The organism is Cellulomonas sp. NS3 (assembly GCF_024757985.1).
Lineage (GTDB): Bacteria > Actinomycetota > Actinomycetes > Actinomycetales > Cellulomonadaceae > Cellulomonas_A.
Window position 1 is genome coordinate 4,156,306 of sequence record NZ_CP103289.1, and the last position, 21,731, is coordinate 4,178,036.

Consider the following 21,731-nt stretch of genomic DNA (forward strand, 5'->3'; position numbering starts at 1 on the left):
CGCGCTGCCGCGTCGAGCTGGGGTCGGCCGCCGCGTGAGCGCCCGGGCGGCGCGACGACCGAGACCGTGACCGGCGGTCCTGACCGCCTCAGGCGGCGGTGACCGCGCCCTGCGCCGGGCTCGAGTGCTCCGCGACCAGCGCGAACACCTGCGGCCCGTCGAGCGTCTCGTCGAGCAGCAGCGCGTCGGCGACGGCCTCGAGCAGCGCGGGGTGGTCGGCGAGCAGCGCGGTCGCGGTGGCGTGCGCGTCCTGGAGCAGCGCGTCGACGTGCGCGTGCGCGCGGGCGGCGACCTCTCCCCCGACCCGGAGCGTGTCGGCGTCGAGCTGCGCGTAGCCGAAGCCGGTCATCCCGTACTGCGTGACCATCGACGTCGCGAGGCTCGTCGCGCTCTGCAGGTCGCCCGAGGCGCCCTGCGTGAACTCGCCGTCGAGGAGCCGCTCCTCGGCGGCCCGCCCGGCCATCGCGACGACGAGCTGGGCGAGGGCCTTCTTGCGCGGCAGGAAGATGTCGTCGCTGCCGCTCATCCACGTGACGCCGCCGGCGGGGCCGCGCGGGACGATCGTGACGGACACCGGGTCGTCGGCGTCGGGCAGCAGCGCCGCGGCGATCGTGTGACCGGCCTCGTGCCACGCGGTGACGCGGCGGTCGAACTCGGTGACCAGCGCGGACGTGCGCGCCCGGCCGAGCGCGACGGTGGCGATCGCGGCCTGGAAGCAGGCGGCGTCCACGAGCGGCTGACCGCGGCGGGCGGCCTCCATGCAGGCCTCGTTCACGACCTGCGCGAGGTCGGCGCCGGACATGCCCGGGGTCTGGCGGGCGACCTGGACGAGGTCGACGTCACCGGCGAGCGGGCGCGAGCGGCCGTGCACCTCGAGGATCAGCGTGCGCCCGCGGCGGTCGGGGTTGGGCACGTGGACCTCGCGGTCGAGCCGGCCCGGGCGGGTCAGCGCGGCGTCGAGGATGTCGGCGCGGTTCGTGGCCGCAAGCACGACGATCTGCGAGCCGCCGAAGCCGTCCATCTCGTTGAGCAGGGAGATCAGGGTGTTCTCGCGCTCGCCGTCGTTGCCGTTGCTGCCCTTGCCGCTGCGGGCCCGACCGACGGCGTCGATCTCGTCGATGAAGATGATCGCGCGCTCGGCCTTGCGGGCCTCGGCGAACAGGTCGCGCACCCGGCGCGCACCGACGCCCACGTAGGTCTCGACGAAGTCGGAGCCCGCGAGCGCGAAGAACGGGACGCCGGCCTCGCCTGCGACGGCGCGCGCGAGCAGGGTCTTGCCGGTCCCGGGGGGGCCGACGAGCAGCGCACCGCGCGGCCGGGTCGCGCCGACCGCCTCGAAGCGCGCGGGGTCCCGCAGGAACTGGACCATCTCGCGGAGCTGGTCGACGGCCTCGTCGGCGCCCGCGACGTCGGCGAACGTCACCGTGGGGACATCGCCGGACGTGAGCGCCTTCTTCCGGGTCGCGCCGAGGACGCCCGGGTTGAGGACGCGCACGAGGAGGAGCAGCAGCCCGAGCACGAGCACGACGGGGAAGACGCGGAGCGCGACCTCCGCGAGGGGACCCTGGTCGGTGCCGTCGACGGTCTCCAGCGCGACGTCCGCGTCGACGAGGGTCTGCGTGAGCTCGTCGCCGTAGCCGGCCGGGAAGCGGGTCTGCGTCACGTCCCCCCCGGCAAGGTCGAGCGTGACCGTGCTCGTGCCGTCGTCGAGCGTCGCGGTCGTGACGTCCCCCGAGGCGATGCTCGCGAGCGCGGCGCTGAGCGCGACCTCGCGCGGCGCGTCCGCGGAGCCGGCGGACGAGGCGGCGACCGCGGCCCCCGCCCCGCCGAGCACGAGCACCGCGGCGGTCACGGCGAGGACGGTCCGGCTGCGGGACCACCGGCGCAGCGACGACAGCAGCGGGCGGTCGTCGTCGGACCCGGCGCCGCGGCTGCCGCTCGCGCGCGGGATCGTCGGGCGGGCGGCCGGCTCCGCGGCGCTGCTCGGGGCGGCCGGGGCCGCCTCGGCTGCGGTCGTGGCGGGGGCTGCGGTCGAGGGTGCCGCGGTCGCGGCTGCGGCGGGGATGCGCTCGTCGGGCGTCATTCCCCTGTCATCGGCGCACCCGGAGCGAGCGTGAGGGGACGTTCGTCCGAGGGGTGAGACGTCGCCGGCCCCGCCCGGATCTCACCCGCTCCGGCCCCCCGCCCGGGTGGCGCGCCCGACCGCGCTGTGCCTCCGCGGGCCGCTGGGCGCGGAGCACCGGCGCACCCAGCAGCGGCCGGGGCGACGCGCCCGAGCGGCGACGGACGCGTGCCGGCGCCCGGGGACCCACCGTCCGGGTGACCGGGCCGTGGCGCCGACGGCTGAGCCGCACGGGCGACCGCAAACCCCCCGGATCCGCCCACCGCTGAGCCACCCGTGTGTGATCCACGTCACAACCCCTCATCTCTCAGTCACCCGGATGCCTCGCCGATCGCTCCTGTTGAGTCGCCCGCACCACCGGGCGGCGAGGGTCGTGGCCGGGGGGAACCGAGCGCGACGCACCGCTCTCGCAGACAGGCAGCACCGTGAAGAAGACACCCTCGTCCCGCGCCCACCGCGTCGCCGCGCTCGCCGCGACGCCCGTCGCGATCCTCGCCGCCGGCAGCCTCGTGTGGCAGTCCTCGAATGCCGCGTTCACCGCCACGACGCGCTCGTCGGGCAACGCCTGGAGCAGCGGCTCCGTCGTGCTGACCGACGACGACAACGGCGTCGCCGGCTTCACCGTCGAGAACCTGGTCCCGGGCCAGACCGGCTCGCGCTGCCTCGTCGTGACGTCCGGCGCGAACGTCCCCGGGCAGGTCCGCACGTACGTCGCGAGCCTGTCGCCGTCGGCGCAGGGCCTCGAGAACCACATCGTGTTCGACGTCGAGCAGGGCACCGGCGGCTCGTTCGGCGACTGCACCGGCTTCGTCCCGACCCCCGACAACCAGCCCGCCGCGTCGATCGCGACGCTCGCCCGGGTCAACAAGGACTACGCGTCGGGCGGCTCGGCCTGGAGCACCGCCGGCACGCCGGGCGAGAGCCGGACCTACCGCGGCTCCTGGAAGTTCGACACCACCGGCCTCACGCAGCAGCAGATCGACGCCCTGCAGGGCGCGCGCGTGAGCATGGACATGGTCTGGGAGCTGCAGAGCAACGACACCCCGGCCGGCTGAGCACCCGCACGCGGAACCCGTGACCAGGGCCACGACCACCAGCCGCAGCCGAGCGCTCACCCCGCCCGGCTGGGGCTGGCTGGTCGTGGCCACGGTCGCCCGCAGCTACCTCGTGCTGCTCGCCGCGCTCGCGGCGGTCGCCTTCGTCCCGGGCATGCTCGGGTGGCACACCTCCGTGGTGCAGACCGGCTCGATGATGCCGGCGATCAACCCGGGCGACGTCGTCCTGACGACGAGCCTGCCGGACGACCGGCCGGTGCCGGTCGGGGCGGTCGTGCAGTTCGACAGCCCGGCCGAGGCGGAGCCGAGCGGTGTCGCGAAGATCCGTCTCCACCGCATCGTCGGCGCGAACGACGACGGCACGTTCGTCACCGCCGGCGACGCGAACGCCGAGTTCGACAGCACCCCGATCACGCGGGACCAGATCATCGGCCAGGGCCGCCTGCTCGCCCCCTACATCGGGCTGCCGAGCCTGTGGGTCACGCACCGCGACGTCCCCGCCCTCGCGACCTGGCTCGCGGTGACGGCGCTCGCGATCGCCCTCGCCTCGCGCCGCACGACGACCGGTGGTGACGACGACACCGGCGCCGGCGCCCCGCCCGCGCGCGGTGCGCACCCCGCCCCGCCGGCCCGTCGCACGGCCCTCGCGCTCGTCGCCCTCGCGGTCGCCGCGGGCGCCGCCGTCGAGCCGCCCCAGCCCGCCGCCGCCGCGTTCACCGCCCGGACCTCGATGACCTCCACGTGGGCCGCCGCGATCCCCGCGCCGCTGACGGTCGGCCGGGCCGCGCCGTACGCGCTGATCGGGTCGACGGCCGTCATGAACAGCGGCCCGAGCACCCAGGTGAACATCACCGGCAGCATCGCGACCAGTCCCGGCACGATCGTCACCGGCTTCCCCTGGGGCACCAGCGTGGACCTCGCGAACAGCGCCGCGCGGAACGCCAAGGCCGACGCCACGACCCTCTACGCGGCGGCCGCCAGGCGGCCCACCACCGCGACCCCGGCCGCGGTCCTGACCGGCACGCTCCGGCCCGGCACGCACCGGCGGACCGGCGGCCTGGCCGTGAGCGGGACCCTCACCCTCGACGCCCAAGGAGACCCCAGCGCCGTGTTCGTCCTCGCCGCCGACAGCATCACCGCCCGCGCGGGCAGCACCGTCCGGCTGACCGGCGGCGCGTCCGCCGCGAACGTCTACTGGGTCACGCCCGGCACGGTGAACCTGCTCACGGGCAGCACGAGCGCCGGCACGTACCTCGCGCAGGGCAACGTGACGATCGAGCGCGACACGACGCTCACCGGTCGGGCGATCTCGCTCGGCGGGTACGTCTCGCTGCTGCGTGCCGACATCACGGTGCCGCGATGAGGCGCGCTCGGGCACTGACCGCCCTCCTCGCCGCCGGCGCCGTCGGCGTCCTGGGCGCGTGCACGCCGCAGGACCGCACCCCCGAGGTGCCCGTGTGCACCGTGCGCCCGGCCGCGGACCTCGTGCCGGAGGAGGGTGTGCTGTTCGGCGTCAACCTCGACTGGGACGCGCAGAGCCTCGCCGACTACACGCGCGACCTCGGTCGCCGGCCCGCGGTGGTCGTCTCCTTCACGTCCGTGCCGCTCGACGACGCCGACGTGCAGAACGTCACGTGGGCCGCCGACCAGGTGCGCGCGGAGGGCGGCATCCTCCTGCTGACGCTCGAGCCCGACCAGGGGCTGGCCGCCGTCACCCCGGACGTCGTGGACCGCCTCGCGGACCTCCTCGCGTCGTTCAACGAGTCCGGGGTCCCCGTGATCGTGCGGTTCGCGCACGAGATGAACGGCTCCTGGTACGCGTGGGGCCAGCAGCCCGAGGCGTACGTGCGCGCCTTCCGGGACGTCGCCGCCGCGCTCGACGCGCGTGCGCCGGGGTCGGCGATGATGTGGGCGCCCAACTACGCGGGCGGCTACCCGTTCCTCGGCGGGGCGTTCGCCGCCCAGCCCGGGACGCCCGAGACCGCGCTGCTCGACACGGACGGCGACGGCTCGGTGACGACCGCCGACGACGCCTACGCCCCGTACTACCCGGGCGACGACGTCGTGGACTGGGTCGGGATGTCCCTCTACCACTGGGGGTCCGCGCCGCCGTGGGGCGAGACGGAGATGCCGGAGCCCGGCAAGTTCGCCGCCCAGCTCACCGGGACCTACGACGGGCTCGCGGGCGACGAGACGTCCGCGCCGGACTTCTACCAGGTCTACGGCGTCGAGCACGGCAAGCCCGTGGCGATCCCCGAGACGGCCGCGCTGGTCGTGACGGACGACGCGCTGCCCTGGGCCCAGGGGCTCGCGGTCAAGCAGGCGTGGTGGCACCAGGTCCTCGCCCCCGAGCTCGCGACGCGGTTCCCGCAGCTCAGGATGGTGAACTGGTTCGAGTGGGACAAGCACGAGACGGAGATCGGCGCGCACGTCGACTGGACGGCCGCGGGCCACCCGGCGCTGCGCGACGCGTTCGTGGCCGACCTCCCCGACACGCTCGTCTTCGCGCCGGAGCCGACGCCGTGCGTCCCGGTGGGCGCGACACCCGCGCCGGAGTCCTGACCGGCCGGGTCACGCCTGGCGGCGGCGCGTCGCCCCGGTGTGGTGGATGTCCGCGACGGTGATGTTGACCTCGACGGTGGTCAGGCCGAGGTGCGCGGCGATGCTCCGGGCGACGTGGGCGCGGAGCCGCGCGGCGGTGGTCGGGATGGGTGTGCCGAGCTCGACGGCGACATGGATGTCGACGACGACGTGGGAGCCGGCGACACCGACGACCGTCGCGGACTCGCTCGCGGGGCCGGCGGTCGTGGCCCGGTCGCTGTGCGCGCCGACGTGCCCGTGGCCGAGGGCGAGCGCGACGCCGGGGAGCTCCTCGGCTGCCAGACGTGCGACCGCGCCGATGACCCGGGCCCCGATGCGGGTGTGACCCTGCTCGGTCGGGATGTCGGCGTACCAGGTGTGGCGCGCGAGCTCGCGGACGTGCGTCATGACCGCGGCCAGGACCGAGTCCGGTGCGCGGACGTCCTCGGCGGCCAGCTCGTGCAGCGGCTCCCACGCGGCCTCGAGGTCGGCGAGCGCGGCGCGGCAGTGCGGGCAGGTCGCCTGGTGGCGGTGGTCGGGCGGCGGCGTGCGGTCGGCGACCCGGGTGAGCAGGTCGTCGTAGCGGGCACCGCAGGGCAGGCGGGGGTCGTCCGTGGTGCTCACCTCCACTCCTGCAGGCGGTCGGTCAGCGCGCGTCGTGCGCGGTGGACGCGGACCTTCGCGGCCGTCTCGCTGATCCCGAGGATGCGCCCGACCTCGGCGTGGGTCGATGACCCGAACGTGTACAGCACGAGCGCGGCACGCAGGTCGAACGGCAGGGCCTGCAGCGCCGCCGCCGTGGCCAGTCGCCGGTGCTCGGCCTGCACCACCGTATCGGGGCCGGGCACGCCGCTGACAGGGTCGCGGTCGAGCAGCGGGGTCGTGGGTCTCGCGCCGCGGCGGAGGTTGTGGCACCGGTTGATCACGATCCGGACGAGCCAGGTCCCGAACCCCGCCTCGCCGCGGAAGCCGCCGAGGGAGCGCCACGCCTGCAGCAGGGCGTCCTGCACGACGTCCTGGGCGTCCAGGGGGTTGCCGGTCATGCGCAGCGCGACGGCGAAGGCGCGGTCCTGGTGCAGGCGGACCAGGGCCTCGAACGCGGCGTCGTCCCCGGCCTTGGCCTGCGCGAGGAGGGCGGCCTGCCACCCCGCGTCGGCGTCGGGCGTGCTCACGCGGACGCTCCCGGCCACGACCACATCGTCTGTAACCCTTCGGGCGAACCGGTGTCTAAGGGATGAAGGTCACCGTAGCCAGGGTGCCGTACCGGTGCTCGGCGAAGGTGGCCGAGCTGCCGACCCGAGGGAGACCAGTGACATGAGCACCCCCACCAGCGCATCGAGCATGACGACCAGCCGTGGTGGCGCACTCGCCGCACCGGACAGCCTGCAGTCGCCGCAGGGGCGCACGACGATCGCCGACGGCGTCGTGCAGAAGATCGCCGGGCTGGCGGCCCGCGAGGTCGCCGGCGTGCACGCGCTCGGCGGCGGGACCGCCCGCGCGCTGGGGTCGCTGCGCGAGCGCATCCCGGGCGCCTCGCAGTCGACCGGACAGGGCGTGGCCGTCGAGGTCGGGGAGACCCAGGCCGCGATCGACCTGGACATGGTCACCGAGTACGGCGTCTCGATCGCCGAGGTCGCCCGGGCGGTGCGCCGCAACGTCATCGACACCGTCGAGGGCATGACCGGGCTGCAGGTCACCGAGGTCAACGTTTCGGTCAACGACATCCACCTGCCCACCGACGACGCGCAGGACGCCCCGGAGCCGGCGCGAGTCCAGTGACCCACCCCACCCCTCCCGCCGGCGGTGCCTCCGTGGCGCTCGCCCGCACCGAGGCGGACGTCGTCGCGGCCGCGGTCCTGGCGTGCCCCGCCGTGGTCGGCCTGCGAGCCGGCGGTGGCCTGGTCGCGACTTACCTGCCCGGTCGGCGGGTGGACGGGGTGCGGATCGGCCCGGACGCCGTCGAGGTCTCGCTCGTCGCCCGCCTGGGTGTGCCCGTCCCGACCCTGGACGCCCAGGTCCGGGCGGCGCTCGCACCCCACGCGCGGGGGCGGGCGGTGCACCTGCACGTCGAGGACGTCCTGGACTCCGTCCGGGTCACGTCCCCGGACCCGGCCTCGCCGGCTGCCGCGGGGGTGTGACCGCGATGCCGGCGGCGCAGCCCGAGCGCCCTCGTGCGGACGCCGCCGCACGCCGGGCGCGCCGCGCGGTGCTGCGCGCACACCACCCGGACCTCGGCGGCGACCCGGCCGAGCTGATCCACCGGCTCGCAGCCCTCACCCGACCCGACACCAGCTCGCGGCCCGTCGTCGTGCGCCGCCCGCGCGGGCTGCGGGGGCTCGTGGCGTGGTGGCGAGAGCGGCGGCGACGCCGCACCCGCCCGCCGCGCGTGCACTGACGTGCCCGACCTCGTTCCTCACTTCTCGGAGGTAGTCATGCCCCCCACCACCGTGGGCCTGTTCACCGGACTGCTCCTGGGCCTCGCCTGGGTGATCGGCGGCTTCGACGCCTTCGTCGGCACCGCCGTCCTGGGCGTGGTCGGGTTCGTCGTCGGCAAGGTCGTCGCCGGGCAGATCGACCTCACCCCGTACCTCGGCGGCGCCGGCCGCGGTCCCCGATGACGGTCACCCACGCGGCGGCCTCGACGCCGGACCTCGCCGAGCCCGAGGAGCGCGGCACGCTGACGGTCAGCGACCGGGTGGTCGAGCGGGTCGCCGCCTACGCCGTCATCTCGATCGACGCCGCGGCCGCCGGCCCCCGCAAGATGCTGGGGTTCACGGTGGGCAAGGCCGACACCGACGACGAGGCCCGCGTGCGCGCCGACGTCCGGGGCACCACCGCGACGATCGAGGCCACCCTCGCGGTGCGCTGGCCCGAGTCCGTGCGCGACGTCGCCGAGCAGGCCAGACGCGCCATCCGGGACGAGGTGCACCGCATCACCGACGTCCGGGTGGACCACATCGACCTCGACGTGGTGAGCCTGTCCGTGCCCACCGCCTCCCGACCCCGGGTCCGGTGACCGCCGTGCCCGTCGTCCTGCGCGTCCTGTCCACGATCCTGGCCCTCGCCCTGCTGGTGGCCGGGCTGGTCGGAGCCGTCGAGATCGTCCTCGCGCTGCTCGACCGCCCGCACTGGCTGATACCCCACGAGGACTGGAGCCCCTGGCTCACGCAGCAGACGTGGGTCACCGGCGCCGTCCGCGCCGGCCTCGCCGCCCTCGCCGTCCTCGGCCTGGTCCTCCTCGTCCTGGCCCTGCGCCGAGGTCGGCCCGGCACGCTCGTCCTGCCCCCACGACCTGGCCAGACGCCCCCCGGCGTGCGGGTGCGGGCCTCCAGACGCGGCACCGAGGCCTGGCTGACCGCGGCGGCCCGCCGCACCAGCGGCGTCAGTGCCGCCCGCGTCCGGCTGACCCGCCGCCGGGCCGACGTCAAGGTACGGACCGCCACCCGGGGCCAGGACGACCTGCCGCGTGACGTCGCCACCGTCATCGGCGACCGCCTCGCCCAGCTCGGGCTCGACCAGGTCCGTCCCCGCGTCGCGCTGACCCGCAAGGAGACTCGATGAGCACCGGCGTCGACCGCATCAACCGGGGGGTTCTCGCCCTGCTCGGGGTCCTGTTCCTCGCCGCCGGAGCCGCCGGCCTGGCCCTGAGCCTGGGTGCGTTCGGCACCGGCCTCGTCGACACCCCGGTCGTGCCCGACACCGTTCGGGCGTTCGCGGCCGAGACCCCCTGGTTCTGGTGGGCCGCCGCCGCGGTCTGCCTCCTGGTCGCGCTGCTCGCGGTGCGGTGGCTGCTCGTGCAGCTGCGCACCAGCACCGTGAGCCGCCTGGACCTGACCACCGACCCCCGCGACGGCATCACCACGCTCCACACCAGCGCCCTGACGAGCGCCGTCGAGGACGCCGCCACCGCCATCCGTGGGGTCCACGGGGCGAACGCCCGTCTGCACGACCAGCACGGGGACCGCCTCCACCTCGCCGTCGACCTCACGGAGCACGCCGACATCGCCGACGTCCGCGCCGAGCTCGAGACCCGGCTCGTCCCGGACCTGCGCCGGGCCGCCGGCGCCGACCTGCCCGTCGACATCGACCTCCACCCCGGACGCGCACGCTCCGCCACCCGCGCGCTGCGGTGACCCCCGCGGCCTGACCTGCCCCCTGCACACCCCGGACCGGAGCGGTCCGTCGGCGCCGCGCTCGGATCGATTCGACCCTCGCCGGCGAGTGCGCGACGATGGTGGCCCACCGGCCCGAAGGAGTCCCCGTGTCCCGCATCCTCGTCACCGGCTCGAGCGACGGCATCGGCCTCGAGACCGCCCGCCAGCTCCTCGCCGCAGGGCACGACGTCGTCGGGCACGCCCGCAACGCCGAGCGGGCCGCCGAGCTGCGCGCCGCCGAGCCGCGGCTGGCCGACGTCGTCGTCGGCGACCTGGCCTCGCTCGCCGAGACCCGCGCGCTCGCCGAGGCCGCGACTGCCGCCGGGCCGTACGACGCCGTGATCCACAACGCCGGCATCGGCGGTGGCGTCCCCGAGCGGACGGTGACCGAGGACGGGCTCGAGCGCATCCTCCACGTCAACACCGTCGCGCCGTACCTGCTCACGGCCCTCATGCCCCGGCCGGGCCGGCTCGTCTACCTGACGTCGGGCCTCGAGTCGCAGGGCCGCACGCACCTCGACGACCTCCAGTTCGAGGCCCGGCCGTGGGACGGCATGCAGGCGTACTCGGACTCGAAGCTGCTCGACGTGACGCTCGCCTTCGCGGTCGCGCGCCTGTGGCCGGACGTGCTCGTCACGGCCGTCGACCCGGGCTGGATCAAGACCAAGCTCGGCGGCCCCGACGCGTGGGACGAGGTCGACGAGGGCGCCGCGACGCAGGTCTGGCTCGCGACGTCCGACGACGAGGGGGCCCGCGTCACCGGGGAGTACGTCAAGCGCCACGAGATCCAGGTCGCCAACCCCGAGGCGTCGGACGTCGAGCTGCAGGAGGGCCTGCTGGCCCGCCTCGCGGAGCTCACCGGGGTCGAGCTGCCCCGCTGACGGCGGGCGCCGGCGGGACGGCACCGGCCTGCGGGACGGCGCTCGCGGTGCGCTGCGTCGGGAGCCCCGGCGCGTCGTCGGGCACCGGCGCGTCGTCGGGCACCGGCGCGTCGTCGGGCACCGGCGCCTCGACCGGCGCGAGCTGCTCCGCGGGCCCGGGCCGCCCGAAGAACCAGCCCTGCGCGAGGTCGACGTGCAGCCAGCGCAGGGTCTCGACGTCCGCGGCCGTCTCGACGCCCTCCGCCACGACGGTCGTGCCGTTGCCGTGCGCGAAGTCGACGAGGGCGCCGACGAGCGTCGACAGCACCGGGTCGGCGCTCACGCCGTCGACGATGCTGCGGTCGAGCTTGATGACGTCCGGGGCGCACAGCACGATGTGCCGCAGCGAGGAGAAGCCGGCGCCGACGTCGTCGATCGCGAGGCGCATCCCGGCGGCGCGGGGACCGGCGAGGACCCGGCGCAGCGTGTCGTAGTCGTCGACCGGGTCGTGCTCGGACAGCTCGAGCAGCACGCGCGACGCGGGCAGCCGCGCGAGGAGCTCGGCGCACTCCGGCGTCACGAGGGTCTGCGGCGAGACGTTCATCGCGACGTACCCGCCGACGGCGTCGAGGTGCGCCGCCGCGAGCTCGAGCGCCTGCAGCTCGAGGCGGTGCCCGAGGTCCACGCTGTGCGCCTGCTCGAACACGACGTCCGGCGTCATGCCCCACCCGGCGGGGAACCGGCTGAGCGCCTCGGCGCCGACGCGGCGGCCCGTCGCGAGGTCGACGATGGGCTGGAGCAGCACCGTCGGCCCCGCGCCGTCGAGCACGGGCCCGATCCGCGCGGTGATCTCGTCGCGCCGCCCGCGCTCGACGACTCCGGGCTCGATGATGACCGCGGCGGCCGACGCGAGGACCCCGAGCAGCGCCTTGTCGCGGACCGTGAGCCCCTTGTCGGTCGTGAGCCCCGCCGCGCAGAACGTGCCGTAGAGGCTGCCGTCGCTCAGCGTCACGGGGACGGAGACGTAGCTGCGCAGCCGCGGGAATCTCGCGGCGGGCAGCGTCATGGCGAGCGGGTGCGCGCGCACGTCCGGGATGACCGCGGGCAGGCGCCCGTCGAGGATCTGCTGGCAGAACGTCGTCTCCTGCTTCAGCTTCGCCCCCTCGGGGAACAGGAACGGGATCGAGGAGTCGACGACCTCGAGGTGCTGGGTCTCGCCGTCCATCCGCGTGAGGAAGGCGACGCTCAGGCCGATCGCCTCCTTGGCGGTGCGCAGCAGCTCGGCCACCTGCTGCTCGGCCTCCGACCGCGTCCTGCCCATCCCACCGGCTCCCGTCGTGGGCGCACGTCGCCCGTGGGTGCCCATCGGCGGACGCGTGGGCGACCTGAGCCGTCGGGCGGGCGACGACGCCGGTCGGGCCGTCGTGCAGGTCGCCGCCGTGAGACGTCGCTCTGTCGCGCCGGAGATCTATCTGCTAGACATATCTTACAGAGACAAGGAGCGCCATGCGCAGCAGCCAGACCCGCACCGCCGTGCTCGGCGCCCTGAGCATCGAGCCCATGACCGGCTACGCCGTCCGCGAGGCCATCCGCGAGACGCTCGGCCACTTCTGGAGCGAGAGCTTCGGGCAGATCTACCCCACGCTGGCCGAGCTCGAGCGCGACGGGCTCGTCGAGCGGCAGGGCGGCACCCGGACGGGCTCGTCCGCGTTCGCGCTCACGCCCGCGGGCCGCACGGAGCTGCGGGCGCTGCTCGCCGAGCCCCCGCAGCCCGGCGCACCGCGCAACGGCGTGCTGCTGCGCCTGTTCTTCGGGCGGACGCTCGGCCCTGAGGCCTGCGCCGCCCTGGTCCGGGACGCCCGCGATCGGGCGCGGCAGCAGCTCACCGCGCTCGCCGCCGCGCGGGCCGACCACGACCACGCCGAGCACGCCGAGGACAGCCCGTACTGGCTGCTCACCATCGCGGCGGGCGAGCACGCGGCCCGCGCGACGCTCGCCTGGGCCGACGAGGCGCTCGCGACCCTCGACGCGCTCGCGGCTGGAGAGGTCGGGACGGCACCGGCCGACGGCTGACCGCCTCGTCCCGCACCGCGCCCCCGCGCGCCCCCCCCTCGCCGACCACCACCCGCCCCGCACCACGGGTCGGCTCCCCAGCACCCACCCACGCACACCTCGGGAGCCCCGATGCCCACGACCGCCGCCTCCGACCGCACCGCCACGGGGATCGACCCCGCGGGCGCACGACCGCACGACCGCCGCCTCGCGGTCGCGGCGGCGTCGGGCTTCGCGCTCGTGACCGCGTTCCAGGTCGCGCTCGCCGCCGGCGCCCCGCTCGGCGCCGCCGCCTGGAGCGGGGCCCACCCGGGCCGCCTGCCCGACGACCTGCGCGTCGCGAGCAGCGTCTCGGCCGTCGTGTGGCTGCTCGCCGCGCTCGTGGTGCTCGCGCGCGGCGGGGTGGGCGTCCGGCTCCCCGCGAGCGTGGGCCGCACGGGCGTCCGCGCACTCGTCGGGCTGCTCGGGCTCGGTGCGGTCATGAACGCCGCCTCGTCGAGCCCCTGGGAGCGGTACGGCTGGGCGCCGTTCGTCGTCCTGCTGCTCGTGCTGTGCGTCCTGCTCGCCCGCCGCGGGCCGCAGGAGACGGCGAGGGGCTGACCGGGATCCGCCCGGACGCACGCAGACCGAGGGCCCGGCAGCTGGTGGGGGAACCAGCCGCCGGGCCCTCGGCGCTGAGCGGGACCGACTACCGCAGCCCGTTGGACAGCGCGCTGATCAGCTCGCCGTTCGCGGTGTCACCCGACAGCTCCCAGAAGAAGGTGCCACCGAGGCCCTTGCTCTTGGCCCACGACATCTTGCTCGCGAGCGTCTGCGGGGTGTCGTAGCTCCACCACTCGCTGCCGCACTTGGCGTAGGCCGTGCCGCCGACCGTGCCCGTCGCGGGGCAGCGGTTCTTGAGGACCTTGTAGTCCTCGATGCCGGCCTCGTACGTGCCGGGCGCGGCGCCCGTCGCCGAGCCACCGGGCGTGGCCTGCGAGACCCCGGTCCAGCCGCGGCCGTAGAAGCCGACGCCGAGCAGGATCTTGTTGGCCGGGATGCCCTTGCCGATGAGCTTGTCGACCGCGGCCTCGGAGTTGAAGCCCTGCTGCGGGATGCCCGCGTAGGACGTCAGCGGCGAGTGCGGCGCCGTCGGACCCGTCGGGTTGAACGCCCCGAAGTAGTCGTACGTCATCGGCATGAGCCAGTCGAGCTTCTGGGTGGCCGTCGCGTAGTCCGTCGCGTCGATCTTGCCGCCGTTGCTGCCGTCGGCCGTGATCGCCGCCGTCACGAGGGCGCCGTTCCCGAACTTGGTGCGCAGCGCGCTGACGACCTTGTCGAACGCCTGCGGGCCGCTCGTGTCGCAGGTGAGACCGCACGCGTTCGGGTACTCCCAGTCGACGTCGATGCCGTCGAACACGTCGGCCCAGCGCGGGTCCTCGACGAGGTTGTAGCAGGACTCCGCGAACGCGGCGGGGTTCTGCGCGGCCTGCGTGAAGCCGCCGGACCAGGTCCAGCCGCCGAACGACCAGACGACCTTGAGGCCCGGGTGCATGGCCTTGAGCTTGCGGAGCTGGTTGAAGTTGCCGCGCAGCGGCTGGTCCCACGTGTCCGCGACGCCGTCGACGCTGTCGGCCGCGGTGTACGCCTTGTCGTAGTCGGCGTAGGAGTCACCGATCGAGCAGCGCCCGCCGGTCGTGTTGCCGAACGCGTAGACGATGTGGGTCAGCTTGTCGGCCGAGCCGCTCGTCTGGATGTTCTTCACGTGGTAGTTGCGGCCGTAGACGCCCCACTCGGTGAAGTAGCCGACGACCTTCTTGCCGGCCGGTCCGGGCGGCGGGGTCGTCGTCGTCGTGGGGGTCGGCGTCGGCTTCGGGGTGGTCGTCGTGGTCGGCGTGGGCGTCGGCGTCGCCGGCGGGGGCGTCACCGTCCCGCCCGAGCACGTCGCGCCGTTGACAGTGCACGCGGTGGGGGCCTTGTGGCCGCCGCTCGCGACGTAGCCCCAGGTCAGCGAGGCGCCCGGCGCGAGCGAACCGGCCCAGCTCTTCGACTTCGCGGTGTAGCGGTTGCCGTTGCGCGTGACGTCGGCGTCCCACGAGCTGCTGATCGTCGTGCCGGCCGGGAGGTCGAACTCGACCGTGAACGGGGCAGCGGCGGTGCTGTTGTTGGTGACCTTCACGTTGACCTGGTGGCCGGTGCCCCAGTCGCCCGCGGACGTGAAGCTCGCGGTGAACGTTCCGGCCGCGTTGGCGGGCGCGGCCGGGAGGGCCGCGACGAAGGTGACGAGCAGGCCGGCCAGGGCGGCCAGCGCGACGGCGACGCGCGTGCGGGGCGCGACGAGGGCCGTCTCGTGATGTGGTGCGAGCGTTCTGTGCCCCGCGGCGGCGCGGTGAGTGAAGCCCATCGTTCCAGTCCCCTGTCCTCTCGGCCTCTCGGCCTGATATGTAAGGATGGTGTACTAATGGATCGATTCCGACAGTAGCCGTCCGCCGTTCACCCGGTCAACGGTTGACTTACAGACCGGTCGTGCGGCATTCGCGTGCGCGCCCACCCGCGCCCGGCACGGCTCCGCAGGACCACTCGTCCGGGTGGTGGGCGGATCCGCCCCTCGACGCGCGCGGAGCTGCCGGCGTCGCCAGACTGGGCGCACCTGCACCGACCGAAGGGTTCGCCCATGCGCACCAGCATCGTCACGCTGTCCCTCGCCGGAGCCCTCGTGCTGACCGGCTGCACCGCCGCGGACGAGAGCGCCGACCCCGTCGCCGAGCGCTCCGGCCCCGAGACGCTCGCCCCCGAGGACCTCGGCGAGGACGTCGTCGACCTCGGCGGCGTGCAGGACCAGATCGACGACCTGCGCGCCGGGCTCGACGACGCCGAGGCGGACGCCCGCGCCGACGCGGAGGCCGCGCTCGAGCAGGCGCAGTCCGCGCTCGACGAGGCCGAGACGGCCCGGGACAGCGAGGACCAGGCCGTGCGCGACGAGGCCGTCGCCGCGGTCGAGGAGGCGGGCGAGGCGCTGCAGACCGCGCGGGAGGACGCGTCCGACGCGTTCGGCCGCGCGCTGGACACGCTCGACGCCGACCTGCGCCGGCTCGCCGAGGAACTCCGCCAGGCCCCCGCCTGACCTCGGACCGGTCCCCAGGGACGGGCCGCCCCGATCTCGACGCGCGCGTGGGGCTCCGGACCTCTACCTTTCGCGGATGACCTCGCGCCGCACGGACTCCCGCGACGCCGAGGCCCCGCACCACCCCGGCCGCACGCACCGCCTGCTGCGCGCCGCGGGCTTCGCGGCGGCGCTCGGCCTGCCCGTCGCCGCGCTCGCGTTCGTCGTGCGCACCGAGTCCTCCCCCGTAGTCGCGTTCGACGAGGCCGTGATCGCCGCGGCGACGGACCTGACCCGCGAGACCCCCGGGCTGCGCCACGTGCTGCTCGCGTGGCAGGAGGCGTTCCGCGGGGTGTGGATCAACCCCCTCGTCGCGCTGCTGTGCCTCTGGGTGTGGCGACGGCACGGCCTGCGCACGCGCGCGACGTGGGCGCTCGTCACCCTGCTCGTCGCCTGGGGCCTCGCGCAGGTCATGAAGCAGGTGGTCGCGCGCGCCCGCCCGGTCGTGGAGGACGCCGTCGCGCACGCCGACGGCTTCAGCTTCCCGTCCGGCCACGCCACGAACACGGCCGCGGCGGGGCTCACCGTGACCCTGCTCGTCTGGCCGCTGCTCGGCCCCCGCGGGCGCGTCGCGGTCCCCGCCGTCGCCGCCGCGCTCGTCCTCCTCACCGCCGCGGACCGCGTGCTGCTCGGCGTGCACTACCCGTCCGACGTCGTCGCGGGGGTGCTCGTCGGCACCGCGATGGTCGGCGCCTCCTACCTCGGCTACGTCGGCCGCACCCCGCACCTCCCGCAGCCCGGCACCTCCGTCAGCCCCGCCACCCCCGACGACGACAGGCAGGCCCACCCGTGAGCTTCGTCCACCGGTACGCGCAGGACACGTCGCGACCGACCCTCCGCAGCGCCGGCGGCGACCTCGCCCGCCGCGCCCTCGCCCCCGCCGTCGGGCTGTGGGCGGTCATCGTGGGGCTCGGGACGCTCATTCGGGGGCCGCTCGACGACCTGCCCGCCGAGGACACGCTCAACGCCGAGCTGGCCGCGGACCGCACCCCGGCGATGGACCAGCTCACCGCGCTGTGGTCGAACATCGGCGCGACGCTGTTCCTCATCGTCACGTGCCTGCTCGTCATCGCGCTGGTGTGGTGGCGGACCAAGGAGTGGTGGCTCGCCGTCGTCCCGGGCATCGCGGTGTCCGTGCAGGCCGCCGTGTTCGTCACCGCGGCGGCGGTCGTCGGCCGCGAGCGCCCGTCGGTCGAGAAGCTCGACGAGGCGCCGCCCACGTCGAGCTTCCCGAGCGGCCACGTGGGGGCGTCGACCGCGTTCTACCTCACGCTCGCGCTGCTCAGCCGGCGGATCGCGGACCCGACGCTGCGCGGGCTCGCGACCGCGGTCTGCCTGCTCGTGCCCGTGCTCGTCGCGTACGCGCGGCTGTACCGGGGCATGCACCACCTGACGGACGTGCTCGTCGGGGTGTTGAACGGCGTCGTCTGCGCCGGGCTCGCGTGGCACTACCTGCGCCGCCGCGAGCGCCGGACGTCCCCCGGCCGCGCCCGCCGCGCGGTCGCCTCGCGCTGACCGCCCCGGGGGGCGGAGTCGATTCGCCCCCTTCCATCCCGGGATTACCTGTGCGTACGTTGTGAACCGCGCCGACGCGGCTTCCTCCTCGGACGAACCCGCGGGGTCAGCAGACCCGGGCTCGCCGAACTCCTCAGGAGGTCCACCCGTGACAGCACGTCGTACCCTCGCCGCGCTCACAGCGGCCAGCGCCCTGCTCGTCGGCGGCGCGATCGCGGCACCCGCCTCGGCGCACGGCAACCCGAGCACCCCCGAGCGCTTCGCGGAGAAGGTCACCACGAAGGCGGTCATGCGCCACCTGCAGGCCCTGCAGTACGTCGCGGACCGCAACGACGGCAACCGTGCCGCCCTGACCCCCGGGTACGACGCGAGCGCCCAGTACGTCGAGCGCACGCTCAAGCGCGCCGGGTACACGACGGAACGGGACTACTTCACGTTCGACCTCGACGTGGTCGACGCGGAGGTGCTGCTGCAGAACACGCCCGACGAGGCGAGCTTCGTGGTCGACCAGATGGAGTTCTCGTCGAGCACGCCCGAGACCGGGCTGACGGCGGACCTCTCCGTCCCGGCGGACGCGTTCGGCTGCGACGCGACCGCGTGGGAGGGCGTCGACGCCACCGGCACCATCGCGCTCGTGAGCCGAGGCAACGCGTGCCCCTTCGCCGCGAAGGCGCTCGCCGCGCAGGAGGCCGGCGCCGTCGGCGTCGTCATCTACAACAACGTCGCCGAGACCGAGCTGTTCGGCACGCTCGGCGAGGACAGCGGCGTCACGATCCCGGCCGCGGGCACGACGCTCGAGACCGGCCAGGCGCTGCTCGAGGACCTCGCCACCGGCTACCCGGTCAACGTCACGCTGGACATCCGCAGCCACGTCGAGGAGGCGGAGAGCTTCAACGTCCTCGCGGAGACCAGGCGCGGGCGCGACGACAACGTCGTGATGCTCGGCGCGCACCTCGACAGCGTCGAGGACGGCCCCGGCATCAACGACAACGGCACCGGTTCCGCGGCGCTGCTCGAGGTCGCGGTCCAGCTCGCCAAGTCGAAGAAGCACAACAACACCGTGCGCTTCGCGTGGTGGGGCGCCGAGGAGCTCGGGCTCATCGGCTCGACCGAGTACGTCGAGGAGCTCGCGACGCAGGAGGGCGAGCTCGACCGCATCGCCACCTACCTGAACTTCGACATGGTCGGCTCGCCCAACTACGTCATCGGCGTGTACGACGCCGACCAGTCGACGTACGAGGCACCCGTCGAGGTCCCGGCCGGCTCGATCGAGACCGAGGACGTGTTCACCGACTACTTCGACAGCATCGGGCAGCCGTGGGTCGACACCGAGTTCTCGGGCCGCTCCGACTACCAGGCGTTCATCCTCAACGGCATCCCGGCGTCGGGCCTGTTCACCGGCGCCGACGACATCAAGACCGCCGAGGAGGTCGCGCTGTTCGGCGGCACGGAGGGCATCCAGCAGGACCCGAACTACCACTCGCCCGAGGACGACATCACGAACGTCAACACCACGGCGCTCGGGATCATGGTCAAGGCCATCGCGTTCGCGACGTACTCGCTCGCGCAGGACACGTCGGCGATCAACGGCGTCTCCGGCCCGGGCACCGGCCACGGCTACCCCGGCCACCCGGGTCACCCGGGCAAGGGCCGGCACGGCGGCACGCTCGCGCCGCAGGGGACGCAGGAGGGCTGGGAGCGCGCCGCCTGACGCGCCCCTGCCCGACCGCACCACGCACCACGCACGACGCACGACGCACGACGCACCACCGCACGACGAGCAGGGCCGACGGGTGGCGACCCGTCGGCCCTGCCGCGCGTCCGGGGTCGGCCGGTCAGGACCCGACCGGGGTGGTCGACGCCCGGGGGAACAGTCGTGCGAGGACGTCGGCGAGGGTGATCACCCCGCGCAGGGTGCCGTCGTCGACCACGACGGCGAGGTGGTTGCGGCTCTCGCGCATCGACGTCAGCGCGGCGTAGACGGGCGTGCCCGCCTCGAGCGCGAGCACGGGCCGCATCAGCTCGCGCACGGGCCGGTCGGCCGGTTCGACCAGCGTGTCGCGCACGTGCACGACGCCCTGCGCCGAGCCCGGCCCGCCGACGAGGATGCGCAGGTGCCCCGACGTCCGGGTCGCCGCCTGGACGTCGGCCGCGGTCGCGGTGACCGGGACGGCCGTCGGCCGCGAGCTGCCGGTGAGCAGGTCCTGGACCGTGAGGTCCTGGAGCTCGAGCGCGCCGGAGAGCTGGGCGAAGTAGGCCGGCTCGAGCGCGCCGACGTTCGCGGAGTGCTCGAGGAGGTGGCGCAGGTCGTCGGGGTTCTGCCCGGCGGCGACCTGGGCGGCGGGTGCGACGCCGACCTTGGTCAGGCACCGGTTGGCCACGTCGTTCAGCGCCACGAGCAGCGGGCGGGTGGCCCACATGAACGCGCGCATCGGGATCGCCAGCACGGTCGCGGACGTCTCCGGGTGGGCGATGGCCCAGGACTTGGGGGCCATCTCCCCGACCACGAGGTGCAGGAACGTGACGATCAGCAGCGCCAGGACGAACCCGGCGGCGTCGGCCAGCCACAGCGCCAGCCCCCAGGTCTCGAAGACGGGCGTGAGCCAGTGGTGCACGGCCGGCTTGGTGATCGCCCCGAGCGCCAGGGTGCACGCGGTGATCCCGAGCTGGGACCCGGCGAGCAGGACGGTCAGCTCGGTCGAGCTGCGGAGCGCGGCGCGTGCTGACCGGCTGGTGGGCGCGGCGTCCTCGAGCCGGTGCCGCTTCGCGGCGAGCAGGGCGAACTCGACGGCGACGAAGAACGCGCTCAGCGCGATCAGGGCGACGGTGACGCCGGTGACGATCCAGGGGTCGCTCATCGGTCGGCCTCCTCGGCGTCGGCGGTCGTGGGGGGTTCGGCCGGGACGGTGACGCGTACGAGGGCCGGCACGTGCCGCTCGACCTCGAGCACCTCCACGCGCATCCACACCGGTGCGGGCTCGTCGGCATGGGCCAGGTCGGCGGGGTCGGGAGGCAGCTCGACGTGCACCGCGTCCCCGGTCGCGGGGAGGGAGCCGTGCTCGGCGATGACCAGGCCGGCGATCGTCTCGTAGCCGTCGCGCGGGAGGTCGTGGCCGACGGCGCGCTCCACCTCGTCGATGTGCACGTCGCCCGCCATGACCCAGATCCCGTCGTCCGCGACCGGGGCGAGGGTCGGGGTGGCGGGGTCGTGCTCGTCGGTGATCTCCCCGACGAGCTCCTCGGCCAGGTCCTCCAGGGTGAGGACTCCGGCGAAGCCGCCGTACTCGTCGATCACGCACGCCATCCGGTTCCTCGACCGGGTCAGCTCGCGCAGGGCGTCGGGAAGCGTCATCGACGCCGCGAGCACCAGCGGGGACCGCATGAACCTCGCGGCAGGGGTCCCGTCGCCCTCGGCGCCGGCGAGCACGTCGTCGAGGTGGACGACGCCGACGACCTGCTCGTCGTCGGTCAGCACCGGGTACCGGGAGTGACCGGCGGCCATCCGGGCGCGGACCTGCGCCAGCGTCTCGGTCGCGTCGACGACGTCGACGTGCGCACGGGGGATCATCGCGTGCTCGACGTCGCGGCGCGGGAAGTCGATGATCCGGTCCAGGAGCACCGACAGCTCGGCGGGGAGGTCTCCGCTGTCGCGGGAGTCCTCGACGATGTGCTCGAGGTCGCGCACGGTCGCCGAGTGCTCGACGTCGTGCACCGGCTCGATCCGCAGCGCGCGCAGCAGCAGGTTCGACGCGGCGTCGAACACCCGGATCAGCCACCCGAACACGGTCAGGTAGACCGTGGTCGAGCGGGCCAGCCACAGGGCGACCGGCTCCGGGCGCGCGATGGCGAGGTTCTTCGGGAACAGCTCGCCGAAGATCATCTGCACGAGCGTCGAGAACAGCAGCGCGAGGACCGTGCCGATCGCGATCCCGACGCCGGTCGGGATCCCGACGCCGCCGAGCGCCTCGCCCAGCGACTCACCGATCAGCGGCTCGGCGACGTACCCGACGAGCAGCCCCGTGACGGTGATGCCGAGCTGTGCGCCGGACAGCATGAAGGACGTGCGCCGGGTGACCGCCAGCGCGCGCTGCGCCGCGGCGTCGCCGCCACCGGCGCGCGAGGTCAGCCGCGAGCGGTCCACGGCCATGTACGCGAACTCCTGGGCCACGAAGTAGCCCGTCACGGCGGTGATCGCCAGGACGACGAGCACGCCGAGCAGCAGCGTGAGCACCCACATCAGGACCTGCACCC

24 protein-coding genes are annotated in these 21,731 nt (G+C 74.8%); 17 read left to right on the forward strand and 7 right to left on the reverse strand.

All coding sequences use genetic code 11. The annotated features are described in order from the left end of the window. Window positions 1-88: 88 nt before the first annotated feature. On the reverse strand, window positions 89-2,083 hold the full coding sequence (locus NXY84_RS18775; protein ID WP_258724551.1) for an ATP-dependent metallopeptidase FtsH/Yme1/Tma family protein: 1,995 nt from the start codon (window positions 2,081-2,083) through the stop codon (window positions 89-91). A gap of 464 nt (window positions 2,084-2,547) precedes the next feature. Here NXY84_RS18775 and NXY84_RS18780 point away from each other — a divergent pair, with 464 nt between their 5' ends. From NXY84_RS18780 to NXY84_RS18790, 3 genes are read left to right on the forward strand one after another with little or no spacing between them, the layout of a single operon-like run. Then, complete coding sequence (locus tag NXY84_RS18780) at window positions 2,548-3,177, forward strand: hypothetical protein (protein ID WP_258724552.1); 630 nt, start codon at window positions 2,548-2,550, stop codon at window positions 3,175-3,177. A 19-nt stretch (window positions 3,178-3,196) separates the two neighbouring features. Beyond that, window positions 3,197-4,540 (forward strand): signal peptidase I, encoded by a 1,344-nt coding sequence (locus NXY84_RS18785; protein ID WP_258724553.1) that lies wholly within the window; start codon window positions 3,197-3,199, stop codon window positions 4,538-4,540. Beyond that, a complete protein-coding gene (locus NXY84_RS18790; protein ID WP_258724554.1) occupies window positions 4,537-5,739 on the forward strand; it encodes a glycoside hydrolase family 26 protein in 1,203 nt (400 codons plus the stop codon). Before NXY84_RS18785 ends, NXY84_RS18790 begins: the two co-directional genes overlap by 4 nt. A 9-nt stretch (window positions 5,740-5,748) precedes the next feature. On the opposite strand, the gene NXY84_RS18795 is transcribed toward NXY84_RS18790, so the two are convergent. Then, window positions 5,749-6,381, reverse strand: a complete 633-nt coding sequence (locus NXY84_RS18795; protein ID WP_258724555.1) for an Asp23/Gls24 family envelope stress response protein — start codon at window positions 6,379-6,381, stop codon at window positions 5,749-5,751. Further along, the gene (locus NXY84_RS18800) at window positions 6,378-6,947 is read right to left on the reverse strand and encodes an RNA polymerase sigma factor (RefSeq protein WP_258724556.1); all 570 of its coding nucleotides are present in this window, start codon (window positions 6,945-6,947) and stop codon (window positions 6,378-6,380) included. The genes NXY84_RS18795 and NXY84_RS18800 overlap by 4 nt, the downstream gene beginning before the upstream one ends. Window positions 6,948-7,071: 124 nt before the next feature. Here NXY84_RS18800 and NXY84_RS18805 point away from each other — a divergent pair, with 124 nt between their 5' ends. From NXY84_RS18805 to NXY84_RS18840, 8 genes are all read left to right on the forward strand, one after another. Next, window positions 7,072-7,536: an Asp23/Gls24 family envelope stress response protein gene (locus NXY84_RS18805; protein WP_258724557.1), complete on the forward strand. Its 465-nt coding sequence runs from the start codon at window positions 7,072-7,074 to the stop codon at window positions 7,534-7,536. A gap of 32 nt (window positions 7,537-7,568) precedes the next feature. Beyond that, the gene (locus NXY84_RS18810; protein ID WP_258724558.1) at window positions 7,569-7,895 is read left to right on the forward strand and encodes a hypothetical protein; all 327 of its coding nucleotides are present in this window, start codon (window positions 7,569-7,571) and stop codon (window positions 7,893-7,895) included. After that, window positions 7,892-8,152, forward strand: a complete 261-nt coding sequence (locus NXY84_RS18815) for a hypothetical protein (RefSeq protein WP_258724559.1) — start codon at window positions 7,892-7,894, stop codon at window positions 8,150-8,152. Before NXY84_RS18810 ends, NXY84_RS18815 begins: the two co-directional genes overlap by 4 nt. A 37-nt stretch (window positions 8,153-8,189) precedes the next feature. Next, window positions 8,190-8,375: a DUF2273 domain-containing protein gene (locus tag NXY84_RS18820; RefSeq protein ID WP_258724560.1), complete on the forward strand. Its 186-nt coding sequence runs from the start codon at window positions 8,190-8,192 to the stop codon at window positions 8,373-8,375. Then, window positions 8,372-8,773 (forward strand): Asp23/Gls24 family envelope stress response protein, encoded by a 402-nt coding sequence (locus tag NXY84_RS18825; protein ID WP_258724561.1) that lies wholly within the window; start codon window positions 8,372-8,374, stop codon window positions 8,771-8,773. Before NXY84_RS18820 ends, NXY84_RS18825 begins: the two co-directional genes overlap by 4 nt. After that, a complete protein-coding gene (locus NXY84_RS18830; protein WP_258724562.1) occupies window positions 8,770-9,318 on the forward strand; it encodes a DUF6286 domain-containing protein in 549 nt (182 codons plus the stop codon). The genes NXY84_RS18825 and NXY84_RS18830 overlap by 4 nt, the downstream gene beginning before the upstream one ends. After that, window positions 9,315-9,890: an alkaline shock response membrane anchor protein AmaP gene (gene amaP / locus NXY84_RS18835; RefSeq protein ID WP_258724563.1), complete on the forward strand. Its 576-nt coding sequence runs from the start codon at window positions 9,315-9,317 to the stop codon at window positions 9,888-9,890. Before NXY84_RS18830 ends, amaP begins: the two co-directional genes overlap by 4 nt. A 128-nt stretch (window positions 9,891-10,018) precedes the next feature. After that, entirely contained in the window at window positions 10,019-10,792 is a 774-nt protein-coding gene (locus NXY84_RS18840) for an SDR family NAD(P)-dependent oxidoreductase (protein ID WP_258724565.1), read from the forward strand. On the opposite strand, the gene NXY84_RS18845 is transcribed toward NXY84_RS18840, so the two are convergent. Beyond that, the gene (locus NXY84_RS18845; RefSeq protein ID WP_258724566.1) at window positions 10,767-12,092 is read right to left on the reverse strand and encodes a sensor domain-containing phosphodiesterase; all 1,326 of its coding nucleotides are present in this window, start codon (window positions 12,090-12,092) and stop codon (window positions 10,767-10,769) included. The two genes, NXY84_RS18840 and NXY84_RS18845, sit on opposite strands and share 26 nt — an antisense overlap. A gap of 185 nt (window positions 12,093-12,277) precedes the next feature. On the opposite strand from NXY84_RS18845, the gene NXY84_RS18850 reads away from it, so the two are divergent. Further along, window positions 12,278-12,844: a PadR family transcriptional regulator gene (locus tag NXY84_RS18850; RefSeq protein WP_258724567.1), complete on the forward strand. Its 567-nt coding sequence runs from the start codon at window positions 12,278-12,280 to the stop codon at window positions 12,842-12,844. A 111-nt stretch (window positions 12,845-12,955) separates the two neighbouring features. Further along, complete coding sequence (locus tag NXY84_RS18855; RefSeq protein ID WP_258724568.1) at window positions 12,956-13,423, forward strand: hypothetical protein; 468 nt, start codon at window positions 12,956-12,958, stop codon at window positions 13,421-13,423. 88 nt (window positions 13,424-13,511) lie between these two features. Here the strand turns inward: NXY84_RS18855 and NXY84_RS18860 are convergent, their stop codons facing one another. Continuing rightward, a complete protein-coding gene (locus tag NXY84_RS18860; protein ID WP_258724569.1) occupies window positions 13,512-15,206 on the reverse strand; it encodes a glycosyl hydrolase family 18 protein in 1,695 nt (564 codons plus the stop codon). Between the two features lie 270 nt (window positions 15,207-15,476). On the opposite strand from NXY84_RS18860, the gene NXY84_RS18865 reads away from it, so the two are divergent. From NXY84_RS18865 to NXY84_RS18880, 4 genes are all read left to right on the forward strand, one after another. Beyond that, on the forward strand, window positions 15,477-15,926 hold the full coding sequence (locus NXY84_RS18865; RefSeq protein WP_258724570.1) for a hypothetical protein: 450 nt from the start codon (window positions 15,477-15,479) through the stop codon (window positions 15,924-15,926). A gap of 76 nt (window positions 15,927-16,002) precedes the next feature. Further along, window positions 16,003-16,758, forward strand: a complete 756-nt coding sequence (locus NXY84_RS18870; RefSeq protein WP_258724571.1) for a phosphatase PAP2 family protein — start codon at window positions 16,003-16,005, stop codon at window positions 16,756-16,758. After that, window positions 16,755-17,480, forward strand: a complete 726-nt coding sequence (locus NXY84_RS18875) for a phosphatase PAP2 family protein (RefSeq protein ID WP_258724572.1) — start codon at window positions 16,755-16,757, stop codon at window positions 17,478-17,480. Before NXY84_RS18870 ends, NXY84_RS18875 begins: the two co-directional genes overlap by 4 nt. A gap of 148 nt (window positions 17,481-17,628) precedes the next feature. Continuing rightward, window positions 17,629-19,191, forward strand: coding sequence for a M20/M25/M40 family metallo-hydrolase (locus NXY84_RS18880; protein WP_258724573.1), 1,563 nt, complete (start codon window positions 17,629-17,631; stop codon window positions 19,189-19,191). A gap of 124 nt (window positions 19,192-19,315) precedes the next feature. On the opposite strand, the gene NXY84_RS18885 is transcribed toward NXY84_RS18880, so the two are convergent. Together NXY84_RS18885 and NXY84_RS18890 are read right to left on the reverse strand one after the other, a co-directional pair. Then, the gene (locus NXY84_RS18885; protein ID WP_258724575.1) at window positions 19,316-20,338 is read right to left on the reverse strand and encodes a hemolysin family protein; all 1,023 of its coding nucleotides are present in this window, start codon (window positions 20,336-20,338) and stop codon (window positions 19,316-19,318) included. Then, window positions 20,335-21,717 (reverse strand): hemolysin family protein, encoded by a 1,383-nt coding sequence (locus NXY84_RS18890; protein WP_258724576.1) that lies wholly within the window; start codon window positions 21,715-21,717, stop codon window positions 20,335-20,337. The genes NXY84_RS18885 and NXY84_RS18890 overlap by 4 nt, the downstream gene beginning before the upstream one ends. Window positions 21,718-21,731: the final 14 nt, after the last annotated feature.

Bases quoted from the DNA above. Each gene is read 5' to 3' on its own strand.
- NXY84_RS18825 (WP_258724561.1), top strand. From the start codon at position 8,372: ATGACGGTCACCCACGCGGCGGCCTCGACGCCGGACCTCGCCGAGCCC.
- NXY84_RS18855 (WP_258724568.1), top strand. From the start codon at position 12,956: ATGCCCACGACCGCCGCCTCCGACCGCACCGCCACGGGGATCGACCCC.
- NXY84_RS18790 (WP_258724554.1), top strand. From the start codon at position 4,537: ATGAGGCGCGCTCGGGCACTGACCGCCCTCCTCGCCGCCGGCGCCGTC.
- NXY84_RS18850 (WP_258724567.1), top strand. From the start codon at position 12,278: ATGCGCAGCAGCCAGACCCGCACCGCCGTGCTCGGCGCCCTGAGCATC.
- NXY84_RS18845 (WP_258724566.1), bottom strand. From the start codon at position 12,092: ATGGGCAGGACGCGGTCGGAGGCCGAGCAGCAGGTGGCCGAGCTGCTG.
- NXY84_RS18805 (WP_258724557.1), top strand. From the start codon at position 7,072: ATGAGCACCCCCACCAGCGCATCGAGCATGACGACCAGCCGTGGTGGC.
- NXY84_RS18870 (WP_258724571.1), top strand. From the start codon at position 16,003: ATGACCTCGCGCCGCACGGACTCCCGCGACGCCGAGGCCCCGCACCAC.
- NXY84_RS18860 (WP_258724569.1), bottom strand. From the start codon at position 15,206: ATGGGCTTCACTCACCGCGCCGCCGCGGGGCACAGAACGCTCGCACCA.
- amaP (WP_258724563.1), top strand. From the start codon at position 9,315: ATGAGCACCGGCGTCGACCGCATCAACCGGGGGGTTCTCGCCCTGCTC.
- NXY84_RS18865 (WP_258724570.1), top strand. From the start codon at position 15,477: ATGCGCACCAGCATCGTCACGCTGTCCCTCGCCGGAGCCCTCGTGCTG.
- NXY84_RS18775 (WP_258724551.1), bottom strand. From the start codon at position 2,083: ATGACGCCCGACGAGCGCATCCCCGCCGCAGCCGCGACCGCGGCACCC.
- NXY84_RS18820 (WP_258724560.1), top strand. From the start codon at position 8,190: ATGCCCCCCACCACCGTGGGCCTGTTCACCGGACTGCTCCTGGGCCTC.
- NXY84_RS18885 (WP_258724575.1), bottom strand. From the start codon at position 20,338: ATGAGCGACCCCTGGATCGTCACCGGCGTCACCGTCGCCCTGATCGCG.
- NXY84_RS18890 (WP_258724576.1), bottom strand. From the start codon at position 21,717: ATGTGGGTGCTCACGCTGCTGCTCGGCGTGCTCGTCGTCCTGGCGATC.